The 12,944-nt window shown below is 71.3% G+C and carries 10 protein-coding genes, 1 tRNA gene and 1 pseudogene; 5 read left to right on the top strand and 7 right to left on the bottom strand.

Annotated elements, in window-relative coordinates; all coding sequences use genetic code 11:
- The first annotated feature begins 108 nt into the window (after window positions 1-108).
- Window positions 109-1,071, top strand: a complete 963-nt coding sequence (locus ACH4VX_RS20445; protein WP_398368811.1) for an ABC transporter ATP-binding protein — start codon at window positions 109-111, stop codon at window positions 1,069-1,071.
- A gap of 11 nt (window positions 1,072-1,082) precedes the next feature.
- Here ACH4VX_RS20445 and ACH4VX_RS20440 read toward each other — a convergent pair whose 3' ends face one another.
- The 7 genes from ACH4VX_RS20440 to ACH4VX_RS20410 form a co-directional block, all read right to left on the bottom strand.
- Window positions 1,083-1,748, bottom strand: coding sequence for a hypothetical protein (locus ACH4VX_RS20440; protein ID WP_398368809.1), 666 nt, complete (start codon window positions 1,746-1,748; stop codon window positions 1,083-1,085).
- Window positions 1,745-2,167 carry an acyl-CoA thioesterase gene (locus tag ACH4VX_RS20435; protein WP_398368807.1) on the bottom strand — a complete coding sequence of 141 codons (423 nt, stop codon included), beginning with the start codon at window positions 2,165-2,167 and terminating at the stop codon, window positions 1,745-1,747. Before ACH4VX_RS20435 ends, ACH4VX_RS20440 begins: the two co-directional genes overlap by 4 nt.
- A 4-nt stretch (window positions 2,168-2,171) precedes the next feature.
- Window positions 2,172-3,836 (bottom strand): energy-dependent translational throttle protein EttA, encoded by a 1,665-nt coding sequence (gene ettA, locus ACH4VX_RS20430; protein ID WP_398368805.1) that lies wholly within the window; start codon window positions 3,834-3,836, stop codon window positions 2,172-2,174.
- A gap of 171 nt (window positions 3,837-4,007) precedes the next feature.
- Window positions 4,008-5,423: a Cys-Gln thioester bond-forming surface protein gene (locus ACH4VX_RS20425; RefSeq protein ID WP_398368804.1), complete on the bottom strand. Its 1,416-nt coding sequence runs from the start codon at window positions 5,421-5,423 to the stop codon at window positions 4,008-4,010.
- 281 nt (window positions 5,424-5,704) lie between these two features.
- Entirely contained in the window at window positions 5,705-6,184 is a 480-nt protein-coding gene (locus ACH4VX_RS20420) for a single-stranded DNA-binding protein (RefSeq protein ID WP_398368803.1), read from the bottom strand.
- A 267-nt stretch (window positions 6,185-6,451) separates the two neighbouring features.
- On the bottom strand, window positions 6,452-8,251 hold the full coding sequence (locus ACH4VX_RS20415; protein WP_398368802.1) for a GTPase: 1,800 nt from the start codon (window positions 8,249-8,251) through the stop codon (window positions 6,452-6,454).
- Between the two features lie 3 nt (window positions 8,252-8,254).
- Entirely contained in the window at window positions 8,255-9,865 is a 1,611-nt protein-coding gene (locus ACH4VX_RS20410) for a dynamin family protein (RefSeq protein WP_398368801.1), read from the bottom strand.
- Between the two features lie 321 nt (window positions 9,866-10,186).
- Here ACH4VX_RS20410 and ACH4VX_RS20405 point away from each other — a divergent pair.
- The 4 genes and pseudogenes from ACH4VX_RS20405 (at window position 10,187) to ACH4VX_RS20390 (ending at window position 12,917) form a co-directional block, all read left to right on the top strand.
- Window positions 10,187-10,259 (top strand) — tRNA-Arg (locus ACH4VX_RS20405).
- Between the two features lie 284 nt (window positions 10,260-10,543).
- A complete protein-coding gene (locus ACH4VX_RS20400; RefSeq protein WP_398368800.1) occupies window positions 10,544-10,735 on the top strand; it encodes a hypothetical protein in 192 nt (63 codons plus the stop codon).
- A 582-nt stretch (window positions 10,736-11,317) separates the two neighbouring features.
- Window positions 11,318-11,488 (top strand): annotated as a pseudogene (locus tag ACH4VX_RS20395) (UTRA domain-containing protein); the annotation flags it as partial.
- 499 nt (window positions 11,489-11,987) lie between these two features.
- Window positions 11,988-12,917 (top strand): alpha/beta fold hydrolase, encoded by a 930-nt coding sequence (locus ACH4VX_RS20390; RefSeq protein ID WP_398368799.1) that lies wholly within the window; start codon window positions 11,988-11,990, stop codon window positions 12,915-12,917.
- Window positions 12,918-12,944 lie beyond the last annotated feature (27 nt).

Genomic DNA, 12,944 nt, shown 5'->3' with positions numbered 1-12,944 from the left:
CCGTGGCACGGCCGCCCCCGTTCCGGGCTCGGGGCCCGGGTGGCCGCCCGGCGGCTGTGCCCGCCCGCACGGTGCCGCAGCGACCGACCCCGCCCAGGAGGCCCCCCGATGACCTCGAACCCCACGCTCGCCGAGCTGGCCGACCGCGTCACCGCCGACCGCGACCGCCCGGCCTACGGCCATGACGCGCTCATCACCTGCGACCGCCTGGTCCGCGTCTTCACCGCGGAGGGGGTGGAGGTGCAGGCCCTCCAGGGGCTCGATCTGCTGGTGCGGGAGGGCGAGTTGATGGCGCTCGTGGGCGCGTCCGGCAGCGGCAAGTCGACCCTGATGAACATCCTGGCCGGCCTGGACACCCCCACGGCCGGCGCGGCCCGCGTGGCCGGCCGCGACCTGCTCACGATGACCGCCAAGGACCGCCTCGCCTACCGGCGTGAGGTCGTCGGCTTCGTCTGGCAGCAGACCTCCCGCAATCTGCTGCCCTATCTGACCTCGGCACAGAACGTCGCCCTGCCGATGCAGCTGGCCGGCCGCCGGTCCCGGTCCGCGCGCCGCGCCCGCGCCGGACGCGCGCTGGAGCTGCTGGAGCTGCTGGAGGTGGCCGACTGCCGTGACCGCCGCCCGCACCAGATGTCCGGCGGCCAGCAACAGCGCGTCGCCATCGCCGTGGCCCTCGCGGGCGATCCGTCGGTGCTGCTCGCCGACGAGCCCACCGGCGAACTCGACTCCCACACCGCGGAACAGATCTTCGCCGCGTTCCGCACCGCCAACGAACGGCTCGGCACGACCATCGTGATCGTCACCCACGACCAGGCGGTGGCGGGCGAGGTCCGCCGCACGGTCGCCATCCGCGACGGCCGCACCTCCACCGAGGTGCTGCGCCGCAGCGAGGTGGACGCCACCACCGGCCACGAGACCGTCGTCGCCCGCGAGTACGCCATGCTCGACCGCGCCGGACGCCTCCAGCTGCCCGCCGAGTACACGAAGGCGCTGAACATGCGTGAGCGCGTCGCACTGGAACTGGAACCCGACCACATCGCCGTCCGCCCGGACGACAGCGAAGGGCGGTGAGCGGGACGGTCTCAGCGCACGCTGAGGCCCAGCGTCCCGAGGCCCGCCCGGCGCACGGCGACCGACCCGTACGGCGTGCGCAGCCGGAGCCAGGACCCCGAGGAGAACAGGCCCTGTTCGCCGCCCCGCAGGAACCCCAGCGACTGGGCGGCGTGCACCGCCCGCACCGGAAGCCCGGTCCCCGCGACCGTGCGGGACCAGATCTCCCGCCCGATCCGGTCGAGCTCGGCCCGGGTGCGCCTCTCGGGCGCCAGCTCCTCCGTACGGGAACGGAACTCCGCGACCGACGCGGCGACGAGCCCGCGCAGTTCCTCGGGCGCCGGCAGTCCGGGCTCGGCCCGCCAGCCGCCGCGCGGCGGCAGCACCCCGGCCCACGGCGGCCCGGTCACCGCACCCGGCACGGCGGCCGTGGCGGCGGGCTCGTCCACCGACTCCAGCAGCTCACCGGCGGACACGGTCACGTCCAGCGTGACGTCCAGCCCGTCCTCGTACGGCTTCGCCAGCCGCACGGCGCGGACGGCGAGCACCTCGAAGGAGGGAGGCCTGCCGAAGACGGCGAGCGCCGTACCGGCCGCCTGCAACCGCACCGCGGCGGAACGGTCGTAGTGCAGCAGCCGGGAGAGGAAGGCCGCGAGGTCCGCGGCCTCCCCCTCGTCGGCGAGGTGGAGCACCGTCATGCGGCGACGGCCTCCCCCTCTTCGTCGGCGGTGTCGTCCGTGTACTCCCGGAGGAACTCGCGCTCCTCCGCGGTGAGACGGCGCGGCCGCTGCGCCTCGAAGTCGAACGGCACTATCACCGTCGACGCGCGGACGTAGACGAGGTCGTCGTCCTTCACCTCGTAGGTGAGGGTGAAGGACGCGGCCCTCATCTCGGTGACCCACAGCTCGATGTCGACCGGGTGGTGCCGGTGGACGAGCTGCCGCTTGTAGTCGATCTCGTGGCGCGCCACCACGGACCCCTGCTGGAAGTCCTTCTCCGGGCGGAACAGGAAGTCGATACGGGCTTCCTCCAGGTAGCGGAGGAACACCACGTTGTTGACGTGGCCGTACGCGTCCATGTCCGCCCAGCGCAGCGGGCAGCGGTAGATGTGCCGCAAGAGATCAGCCCCGGGTCAGCTTCTTGTAGGTGGCGCGGTGCGGACGTGCGGCGTCCGCACCGAGCCGCTCGATCTTGTTCTTCTCGTAGGACTCGAAGTTGCCCTCGAACCAGAACCACTTGGACTCGCCCTCGTAGGCGAGGATGTGCGTGGCGACCCGGTCCAGGAACCACCGGTCGTGGGAGACGACCACGGCGCACCCGGGGAACTCGAGAAGGGCGTTCTCCAGGCTGGAGAGCGTCTCGACGTCGAGGTCGTTGGTCGGCTCGTCGAGGAGCAGCAGGTTGCCGCCCTGCTTGAGGGTGAGCGCGAGGTTCAGCCGGTTGCGCTCACCACCGGAGAGCACCCCGGCCGGCTTCTGCTGGTCCGGCCCCTTGAACCCGAAGGCGGAGACGTAGGCCCGCGAGGGCATCTCGACCTGGCCGACGTTGATGTAGTCGAGCTCGTCGGAGACGACCGCCCACAGGGTCTTCTTCGGGTCGATGTTCTCGCGGCTCTGGTCGACGTACGAGATCTTGACGGTCTCGCCGACCTTGATGTTCCCGGAGTCGGGCTCCTCGAGCCCCTGGATCATCTTGAACAGCGTGGTCTTGCCGGCACCGTTCGGTCCGATGATCCCGACGATCCCGTTGCGCGGCAGCGTGAAGCTGAGGTCGTCGATGAGGAGCTTCTCACCGAAGCCCTTGCTGAGGTTGTTGACCTCGACGACCACGCTGCCCAGCCGCGGACCCGGCGGGATCTGGATCTCCTCGAAGTCCAGCTTCCGCATCTTGTCGGCCTCGGCGGCCATCTCCTCGTACCGGGCGAGACGCGCCTTGGACTTGGCCTGCCGCCCCTTGGCGTTGGACCGCACCCACTCGAGCTCGTCCTTGAGCCGCTTCTGCCGCTTGGCGTCCTTGGCACCCTCGACCTTGAGGCGGGTGGCCTTGGTCTCCAGGTACTTGGAGTAGTTGCCCTCGTAGCCGTGCAGCCGGCCGCGGTCGACCTCGCAGATCCACCCGGCGACGTTGTCCAGGAAGTACCGGTCGTGGGTGACGGCCACGACGGTGCCCTCGTACTTGGCGAGGTGCTGCTCCAGCCAGTTCACCGACTCGGCGTCGAGGTGGTTGGTGGGCTCGTCGAGCAGCAGCAGGTCGGGCGCCTCGAGGAGCAGCTTGCACAGCGCCACACGGCGCTTCTCGCCACCGGAGAGGTTGGCGACCGGCCAGTCGCCGGGCGGGCAGCCCAGGGCGTCCATGGCCTGCTCCAGCTGGGCGTCGAGGTCCCAGGCGTTGGCGTGGTCGAGCTGCTCCTGCAGCTTGCCCATCTCGTCCATGAGCGCGTCGGTGTACTCGGTCGCCATCTGCTCGGCGATCTCGTTGAACCGGTCGAGCTTGCCCTTGACCTCGGCGACACCCTCCTGGACGTTCTCCAGGACGGTCTTGTCCTCGTTCAGCGGGGGCTCCTGGAGCAGGATGCCCACGGTGTAACCGGGAGTGAGGAAGGCGTCACCGTTCGACGGCTGTTCCAGCCCCGCCATGATCTTCAGAACGGTGGACTTACCAGCGCCGTTCGGACCGACGACACCGATCTTCGCCCCCGGCAGGAAGCTCAGGGTGACGTCGTCGAGGATCACCTTGTCGCCGTGCGCTTTGCGCGCCTTGCGCATGGTGTAAATGAACTCAGCCAAGAGAAACCGTCCGGCAGCTTGAAATCTGGCAGTGGGCAGATACACCCCATCTTGCCCGACCGCCACCCCTCGGGGGAAACCAGTACGGCCGGGCGCCCCTGACCTGGGGGTTCCCTGACGGCGGTCGGGGAAGTGCGTCGGCACGGCCCTCGGGGAAGAGCGGCGCGGGGATCAGGCTCCCGGTGGGGTCCGCCTGCGGCGGGTGATGACCAGGCCCGCTCCGCCGAGTACGACCAGGGTGATCGCGGCGCCGGCGATCCACGGGGTGGCGCCGGAGGCGCCGGTTTCGGCGAGGTTGGTGCCGGTGGGGGTGCCGGTGAGGGGGGTGGGGGCCGGGCCGGTGAGGGTGTGGGTGGTGGTGCCGGTCTCGGCGGCTCGGGTGAGGCAGTCGAGCATGCCGGTGAAGCGCCGCTCGAAGCCGTCCGGGCCCTTGACCGTGAAGTCGTACGGCCGGTCCTCACTCAGCGGAACCGTCACCGTCCGGGACGCGCCGCCCGCGACGGTGTGCTCCGCACCCGCCAGTTCGAAGGTGAACGGCTCGTCGTCCTGGTTGGCGACGGTGACGTCCACACCGCCCTCGGCGCAGTTCTCGCGGGCGGACAGCGCGGGTATCGCGCCTTCGAGCGCCCAGGTGGCGCTCGCCGTCGCCGAGACGGTCGACTCGCTGGACCCGGCCAGGATCTGCGTCTGGCTCCGGCTCTCGGAGACGAAGGCACGGCCGACCGGCACCGTCGTCGAGGCCTGCGCGGTCAGCTCGGCGGTGTCCGCCGCCGCGTCCTCGGGCACCTCGAAGAAGACCTGGCCGCCGTCGGCCGCGGTGGTGACGGGCTCGCCGTCCTTGTCCACGATCCGCACGCCGGTCGTGGCGGCGTCCGCCGGCGGGGAGACCGTCACGCTGCGCGCGTCGGTGCGCACCGTCACCGGACCGAGCCGCTCACCCGGGCGGCCGGAGACCGCCGGCGGGTCCAGGGCCAGCGACGCCTTCGGCTCCCTCTGGTCGCGGGCGTTCTTCTGCAGGTAGTCGGCGAGTTGCTCGGCCTGGGGGTCGACGGCGTCCACGGAGATGTCGTCGGAGTACCGCCAGATGGCCACCTGCGTGCCGGCCGCCGCGTCCTGCTCGGTGAGCCGGCCGCGTACGCCGGCCTTCTTCGCGAGTGCCGCGAGGTCGTTCACCTGCGGGTAGGAGTTCCCGAGGATCCACCGGATCCGGCCGGCGTCCTTGTTGGCGCCCAGCGAGGTCCCGCTCCAGGCGACCTCGTGGTACTTGGCGTCCTTCTGCGTGGGCGTCTGGATGTCGACGCAGTACGTCTGCAGCATGCCGCCGCCCTCGACGGACATCTCGAACAGTCCCGCCGACACCTGCTGGTCCCCGGCGGCGCCGTGCATCACGGCACCGCCGTAGGTCTTGAGTCCGCCTATGGTCGCGGCCGCCCCGCTGTGACCCGGTGCCGTCCCCTCCTCGGCGGCCGCTGCCGTCCCGGCACCGGCCAGTACGGCTGTGGCGACGAGTCCGGACACCAGCGCCCCTGCGACGAGGCGGGCCGACCCGCGTCCGCGCGCGGGCCCCGCGGAGAACGAAGCAAACACCGAAATCCTTCCCGGGCGGGACCCGTTGACATGGGGGGCTGACGGTCCCACCAGCAGAATCACCGGCCCCGAGAGTCCCGGGAGCCATGCCCGGCATCCTAAGGAGGCGGCGATGCGCGCTTGCCGGTGATCGCGTCGGAGGAGTGATCCGACTCGGAATCGTTATCGCGGAAGCCGTAGCGGGCGGGGCTTATCGACAAATCCACCCGGGACGGTTCGGTACACATTCGCAGATAAGCCCCGGTTCGGTCAGTGCCGGCGTCGGGTCCGCATCGCTGACCTCATGTCACCGCCACCGGTTCCGGTTGCTGTTGGGGCACGTTTCCGTCCGCGGCCGCCGAATTCTCCGGCCCGCTTTCCCAGTTGGGTTCGGGGCGCTCCGGCACGGAGGTCTGCTCCGGTCGCTGCGCGCGCCGGAAGGCGGCCGTGCCCCGGGCGAGGTCGTGGCCGATCGACACCGCGTCGATGTCCGCAGACATCCACCCCTGCTGCCCCTCGCGCGTCTCCGTACGCACCTTCAGCCGGCCCTGCACGATCACCGGTTCGCCCACCGACAGCGACGCCGCCGCGTTGGTGGCGAGCTGCCGGTTCGCCCACACCGTGAAGAAGTTGGTGTGTCCGTCCGCCCAGGCGCTCTTCTCCCGGTCCCAGTACCGGGACGTGACCGCGATCCGGAACCTGGCCGCGGGGCCGGACGCCGTCTCCCGGTACACCGGCCGTGTCGCCACGTTGCCCACCACGCACACCATCGTCTCGTTCATCGTGCTTCCCTCCTCGCCCGCCCGCCGGCTACGACACCGGCGCCGGGCCGATACGCGTACGGGCCCGTCCCGTACGGCTGCCGTCCGGCAGGACGACCGCGAACCGTCCCGCGATCGCCGCGAAGCCAGACTGCCTCCGTCGGGCCGGGCCCGCCGAGCGCTGTGGACCACCTCCGGCCTGTGGACATCTCCGCCACCCGAACGAGGCGCTCCACACCGAGCCCGCCCTCCCCCGCCGCCGCCGAGCACCGCCGCCGAGCGGGGCCGTCAAGCCGGGCCGGTCCCCACCCCCACCACCCGCCCGTACTGCTCCCGTACCTCCCGGTACCGCAGCAGCTCCGCCGCCACCGGGTCCAGGACGCGGGCCCGGCCGCACCCCGAGGCCGCCTCCCGCAGCCGTCTCTCCGCCTCCTGCCCGTACCGCCGGGCGGGTCCCCGGGCCGCCATGCGGCAGCTCCACTCGACGAGCGGGCCGCCGACGATGCCGATCGCCATCAGCAGCACCGGCACCCCCAGGTTCGGCGCCATGACCCCGATGATCTGCGCCAGCAGCCACAGCCCGCCGGTGAACTGAAGGACCGTCATCGACACCTGGGCGAACACGGCCAGGGGCCACCACCCGGGCCGCGGCGGCCTCCCCGGCGGCAGTCCCGCGCGTACGGCCAGCTCGTCCAGCGCCTCCGGCAGGCCCTGGGAGCCGCGTACGGCCGCTTCCCGCACAGCCAGCGCCCACGGCGCCGGCAGTCCGGCACAGGCGCGGTCGGCCACCGTGCGCACCGCCTGTTCCACGCGCTGCCGGGCCGTCGTCTCCTCGTCGGGCTGACCGCGCAGGGCGACCCGGCCGGTGGACGGCTCGCTCCGCTCCTGGCACCAGCGCCACAGCCGCAGCCAGGGCGTGCCGCACGCGCGGTTGGCGTTGCGCAGCCACGCGCGTTCGGCCGCCTCGCCCGTGGCGGTGGCCCCCACGGCGTCCGCGAGCCGGTCGGCGAACTCCTCGCGCGCCTCCTCGCTCAGCCCGGTGCGCCGCCGGGTGGCGTACACGGGCCACAGCCGGGCCGCCGCGATGTCCACGTCCGCGGAGATCCGCCGGGCCGGGGCCCCGCGTTCGGCCACGAACCGGGCGAGCGATTCCCGCAGTTCGCCGACCCCGTCCCCGGTGAGCGCGGACAGCGCCTGCACGGTCGTGCCGGGTTCGCCGTACTCCCCCAGGACGATGCCGTCCTCGTCGAGCAGCCGCCGCAGATCGTCCAGGACCTGCTCGGCGGCCTCCCCGGGCAGCCGGTCGATCTGGTTGAGGACGACGAACATGACCTCCGCGTGGGCCGCCATGGGCCGCAGATAGCGCTCGTGCAGCATGGCGTCGGCGTACTTCTCGGGGTCGACGACCCAGATGACCGCGTCGACCAGTCCCAGGACGCGGTCCACCTGCTCCCGGTGCTGGACGGCCGCCGAGTCGTGGTCGGGCAGGTCGACCAGAACCAGCCCGCGCAACCGCTCGTCGGCGTCCGCGGTCGCCTGGAGGGGGCGCCGCCTGAGCCTGGGCGGGATGCCGAGACGTTCGATGAGGTTCGCCGCGCCGTCGCTCCAGCTGCACGCGATGGGCGCGGCGGTGGTCGGCCGCCGTACGCCGGTCTCCGAGACGGGCACTCCGGCCAGCGCGTTGAACAGCTGCGACTTGCCGCTGCCGGTGGCGCCCGCGATGGCGACGACGGTGTGCTGTCCGGAGAGCCGGCGCCGCGCGGTGGCCTCCTCCAGGACCCGGCCCGCCTGCGCGAGGGTCCGGTTGTCGAGCCGGGCGCGGGAGAGCCCCACCAGCTCGCGCAGCGCGTCGAGCCGCGACCGCAGCCACGGGTCGTACGCGAGCGGAGCCACGGCCTGCGGGGCGGGTGTGCGGGCTGCCGCCATCCCGCACTGCTCCTCGTCGGTGCCCTCGTTCACCCGGCGCGCGATCAGCCCGTCGTCCCAGGGGCCCGCGGCGTCCGCACGGGGTGGTCCTCCGGTGTCGCGGTCGGGATGTTCGGGCTGCTCGGGGTGCTCGGTGTGGTCCTGGTCAGTGACGGCGGTCACCGGTCATCTCTCCTTCTGCAGTACGGACAACGCGGCGATGAGTTCGGCCTGGGGCTCCGCGTGCACCTCGAGCGCGTCGAGCGGGGCGAGCCGGCGTTCGCGTTCGGCGTGCATGACACGGTCCACGTGCTCGACGAGCAGCCGTCCGCCCCGGTCGCGCAGCCGCAGCGCGCCGTGCGCGCCGATCCGCTCGGCGAGCCCCTCCCCGGCGGCCCGGGCCCGGCGTCCGCCCAGCAGTGCCGTGGCGACCAGTGCGGCGACCGTCTCGGGGTCGGGCGCGGCGGTGCGGTCCAGCTCCCGCACCTCGTCCTCGGCGTACTCCTCGAGCTCGCGCCGCCAGCGTCGTACGGCCAGTCCGATGCGGTGCTCGGCGCTCTCGGGCGCGGTGTCGCGGCCGGCGAGCTCGGGGGCGTCCGCCGCGGGTTCGCGCCGCCAGGCGTCGTCGACGCGCTCGTCGGCGGCGGCGACGGCGCACAGCAGCAGCGCGCTCAGGCTCTCCACCAGGGTGTCGAGGAGCTCGCCCGGGGTGCAGTCCAGGGGGTAGGCGCGCCACCGTCTGAGCGCGTCGCCGGCGAGTACGGCTCCGGCCTGCAGCCGGCCCCGCACGCGCGCGTGCTCGCTGTCGTACGCCCCGTCGACGGCGGCGGTGAGCCGCAGCGCGGCCGCGTACTGCGCGGCGGCGGCACCGGCCAGTCCGGGCATACGGGCGTCGAGGGAGCCGAGGACGCCGTACGCGGTGCGGGCCATCACGTGCTGCCGGGCCGCGGGATCCAGCGTCTGGTGGACCAGCCAGGTCCGCAGCGGGGCCACGGCGGTGGCGGGCAGCAGTCCGCCGCCCCAGGCCGACTCGGGCAGCTCGGGCACGGTGAAGCGCGGTACGTGGCCGAGTCCGGCCTTGGTGAGCAGGGCGCCGTACTGCCGTGACACCTCGGAGACGACCTGGTGGGGTACGCGGTCCAGGACGGTCACCAGGGTGACGTCGTACTCCTTGGCGGCGCGCAGCATGTGCCAGGGCACGGCGTCGGCGTAGCGGGCTGCGGTGGTGACCATGACCCAGATGTCCGCGGCGCTGATGAGTTCGGCGGCGAGGACCCGGTTGTCGGAGACGAGGCTGTCGATGTCGGGCGCGTCCAGGAGCGCGAGGCCGGGTGGCAGGGTGTCGGCGGTCTCGACACGCAGCACCCGCGCGGGGTTCTCGCCGGGGAGGAGCAGGTCGTCCGCGGGGTCCCGGTGGTGGGGCACCCACACGCGCGTGAGGTCGGGCAGCACCCTCATCCCGCTGAACCAGTGGTGGTCCTCCGGGTGGCAGACGAGCACCGGTGTCCGGGTCGTGGGCCGCAGCACGCCCGCCTCGCTGACCCGGCGGCCCACCAGGGAGTTCACCAGGGTGGACTTCCCGGCCCCGGTGGATCCTCCGACGACGGCCAGCAGGGGCGCTTCGGGGTCTCTCAGCCGGGGCACCAGATAGTCGTCGAGCTGCGCGAGCAGTTCGTCGCGGTCGGCACGCGCGCGTGCGGCTCCCGCCAGGGGCAGCGGGAAGCGTGCGGCGGCGACACGATCGCGCAGGGCGGAGAGTGCGTCGAGCAGCTGGGGCCGTACGTCCAAGGTCACCACATGCGAAGAATGCCCAATTTTGGGGGAATTCTGAAGCATATGAGCATGCCTGCGCGCCGACGGGACACAAGGGACGGAAGGGACGACCGCGACGCATGCGCGCTCCAGGCATAACGAGTACACAACACCCGGTGCGCGAGAGACCGAAAGCGGTGCACGATTCGTACCTGCCTGCGATTATCAGGACCGCTTCACCGAACCTCCACACCGAGCCACGGAGGCGAGGCAACAGGGGCAAGGATGCGGGAGCCCTATCCTTGTCTCCGGCAACGTCAGGTACGGGCCCGGACCCGGGCACCACGACGACAGGCCACCACACCGGCCCCCGTAGCTCAGTGGATAGAGCAGGCGCCTTCTAAGCGCTTGGCCGCAGGTTCGAGTCCTGCCGGGGGCGCAAACGCTGTCCGAGCTGCAAAGACGGCTCGCCCAACCGCTGTGACGGTCACGTCCAGCGGAGCCAAGCAGGAGGACTCAGGAGTTTGATCTTGCCTGGCCCCCTCCCTTCGGAGGGTCCAACACATGGCGGCATCGCCCCGTAACGGCACTTCCTCGCCGGCCAAACGAAACCCGCTACGCAGCGTCAGATGCTCCTCCGCGCCGACAACACACGAGAACGCACAGCCATTTGGACAGCCACCCGTACGCGTCCTCACGGACGCCCGGGACGTGCGTAGCGCGATGCGCCCAGAGCTGGGGCTTCACCTCGGCACGATCACCGACAAGCACGGCCGTTCGTTCCAGCAAGGCACCATCAACGCCTACGTCAAGGCGGCACGCGCACTCGACCAGTGGACGACACAGGGTGGTGTGGAGCAGGACTTCACCGCCTGCGACACAGCCACGCCCAAGGGAGCCCGGCTCGGCCATTGAGACTCCGCCGACCTTGCGGACGTCATGCACTTCACGCACCCCTACACCTTGTGACCATGGGTCAGATCACTCTTACGCACCGTTACTTCGCCACGCGCCGAGGGGAGACCTACATCACAGTGGCCCCACGCAAAAGCCCATCGATCTCCGCGCAGGCTTCCTGACAAGGCAGCGATCGACGGGCGGGCACCCAGGAGGTACTGCTATGAGTGTGACCTCGGCGAACCCTCTTTCAATCCCCCGACTGCGACGCTGGGCTGCCGTCCTCGTCGTCATCGTGGTCGTCTACGGCCCCGTCGCACAGATCCAAGACGTGCTGACCGACTTGATCGCGCTGTCAGCAGTCCTGGTCTGCGGCTCTGCGGTGAGCGCAGTATCAGCCCGACGGCCGCAGACGACCGCGTGACCGTCGGCTGGACCCGACGGGACTCTCTCCCGGCTTCCCCTCCCCGGGAAGCCGGGAGAGAGTCGCCCGTGCCCCCAGCGTGCCCGATCCAGCAGGACGAGGAGCACTGGGGAACATCAGCCACTGACCTTGAATGCGTGATGCCGTCATGATGGTTTGCTCAGGCCGGTGCCGGTGAGGCAGCCGCCGAGGAGGCGTCACTCCTGGGCGTCCAGAAGTCCGCGCTCGTCACGCACATCCGCCGGACGTACTACAGCGACCAGGGGCGGCCCGTGGAGACGGCGGACATCGTGGTGCCCGCCGCTCACTGCGAGATCGTCTACGAGATCCCGATCAACCGTCCGTAGTGATCTGCCGGTCCCCGAGAAGCAGGTCTGCCGGTACCGCACTCACCTTCGACGCCGGATGTACCAACCCGCCGCCAGCACGATGAGAATGGCGACCACGAAGGCCCATACGGTCGTTGCGCCGTGGTACGAGCGGTAAGCCACCAGAGCAAGCATGCTCAGGCGGATACCCGGGGCGGGCGGCTCCAGCCGACATGCATCGCCCGCCCTTCTGTCGAATGCGTGCCGAAGGCGCCGCAGATCCGCAGGCGTCAATCGAAGAGCAGGAGGTCAGAGGGCGTACGCCGGTGATCCCACCAGGCGCCTTCTAAGCGCTTGGCCGCAGGTTCGAGTCCTGCCGGGGGCTCCAGCACCCATGGACCAGCGGAAACGCTGGTCCTTTCGCGTTTGGCGCACCACGGGGCCCGGATCGCCCACATTGGAGTGATTGCGCCGGATTTACCGGACTCCTGGTAATCATGGAACGGTTCGCTGTCTTTCGCCCTTCCCGGAGCCGTTCATGCGCACTGCCGTCACCGCCGTCGAGGATTCCGTGGAGGAGCGGGGCCTCACCTTCGAGGGTTTCGCGTACACGTGCCGGATCGTCCGTCAGGGTGCGCCGCGGACGGCTCCGTTGCTGCTGCTCGGGGGCTCGTCGCAGGACCGGTACTCCTGGCAGAGCCACGAGAGATGGCTGGCGCCGCTGTGCACGCTGATCACCGTGGACCTGCCCGGATACGGCAGTTCGGACTTCCTGCCGGCCCACTACGACATCGGCTTCCTCGCCGACGCCGTCCAGCACATGCTGACGGAGATCGACGTGCCCGAGGTGAACCTGTTCGGCGGCTGCTTCGGCGAGGTCGTCGGCCTCCGCTTCGCGCAGCGCCATCCGGAGTCCGTCCGGCGCATCGTCTTCGCCGGCGCGGCGATCCGTCTTCCCGACATCTACACCGACGCCGTACCGCGCGTGTCACGCGCGCTCGAACGGGGTGCCGTCGAGGAGGCCGCCGAAGGGCTGGTCCAGCTGTTCATGTCGAACCCGGGCGCCGGCAGGGTCCGTAAGCACGCGGCGGTGGCGCGCCTGCTCCACCGGCAGTTCATGAACCAGACGCCGGACGAGCTCAAGAAGGCGGTCGAGCACAACACGAGGCTCGTGACACACGGTTGCTACGAGCCCCTGCCCGTGCCCGACGTGCCTTCGCTGGTCTTCACCGGCGAGTACGACACCCTGTGCACCCCGGACATGGGCCGCGAACTCGCCGCGACGATGCCCTCGGCGCGGTTCACCACCGTCAAGGAGGCGGACCATCTGGTCACGGTCGAACGCAGCCAGGAGTCCGCGGACCTGATCGGCCGCTTCTGCACCGACCGCCCCATCGACGACCTGGCGTACTGCACCCCGGTCGAGTCGTCGTACGCCGGCCCGCTCACCGCGCCGCGGCCCCGTTGAGCGGGCCGGAACACACCGAATGGCCGG

This window comes from Streptomyces sp. NPDC020731 (genome assembly GCF_044334705.1).
Lineage (GTDB): Bacteria > Actinomycetota > Actinomycetes > Streptomycetales > Streptomycetaceae > Streptomyces.
The sequence above is the reverse complement of the archived record's forward strand: the minus strand, read 5'-3'. Positions and strand labels throughout refer to the sequence as shown.

Coding starts and splice junctions, on each gene's coding strand:
- ACH4VX_RS20445 (WP_398368811.1), top strand. CDS start 109: ATGACCTCGAACCCCACGCTCGCCGAGCTGGCCGACCGCGTCACCGCC.
- ACH4VX_RS20440 (WP_398368809.1), bottom strand. CDS start 1,748: ATGACGGTGCTCCACCTCGCCGACGAGGGGGAGGCCGCGGACCTCGCG.
- ACH4VX_RS20420 (WP_398368803.1), bottom strand. CDS start 6,184: ATGAACGAGACGATGGTGTGCGTGGTGGGCAACGTGGCGACACGGCCG.
- ACH4VX_RS20400 (WP_398368800.1), top strand. CDS start 10,544: ATGCGCCCAGAGCTGGGGCTTCACCTCGGCACGATCACCGACAAGCAC.
- ACH4VX_RS20390 (WP_398368799.1), top strand. CDS start 11,988: ATGCGCACTGCCGTCACCGCCGTCGAGGATTCCGTGGAGGAGCGGGGC.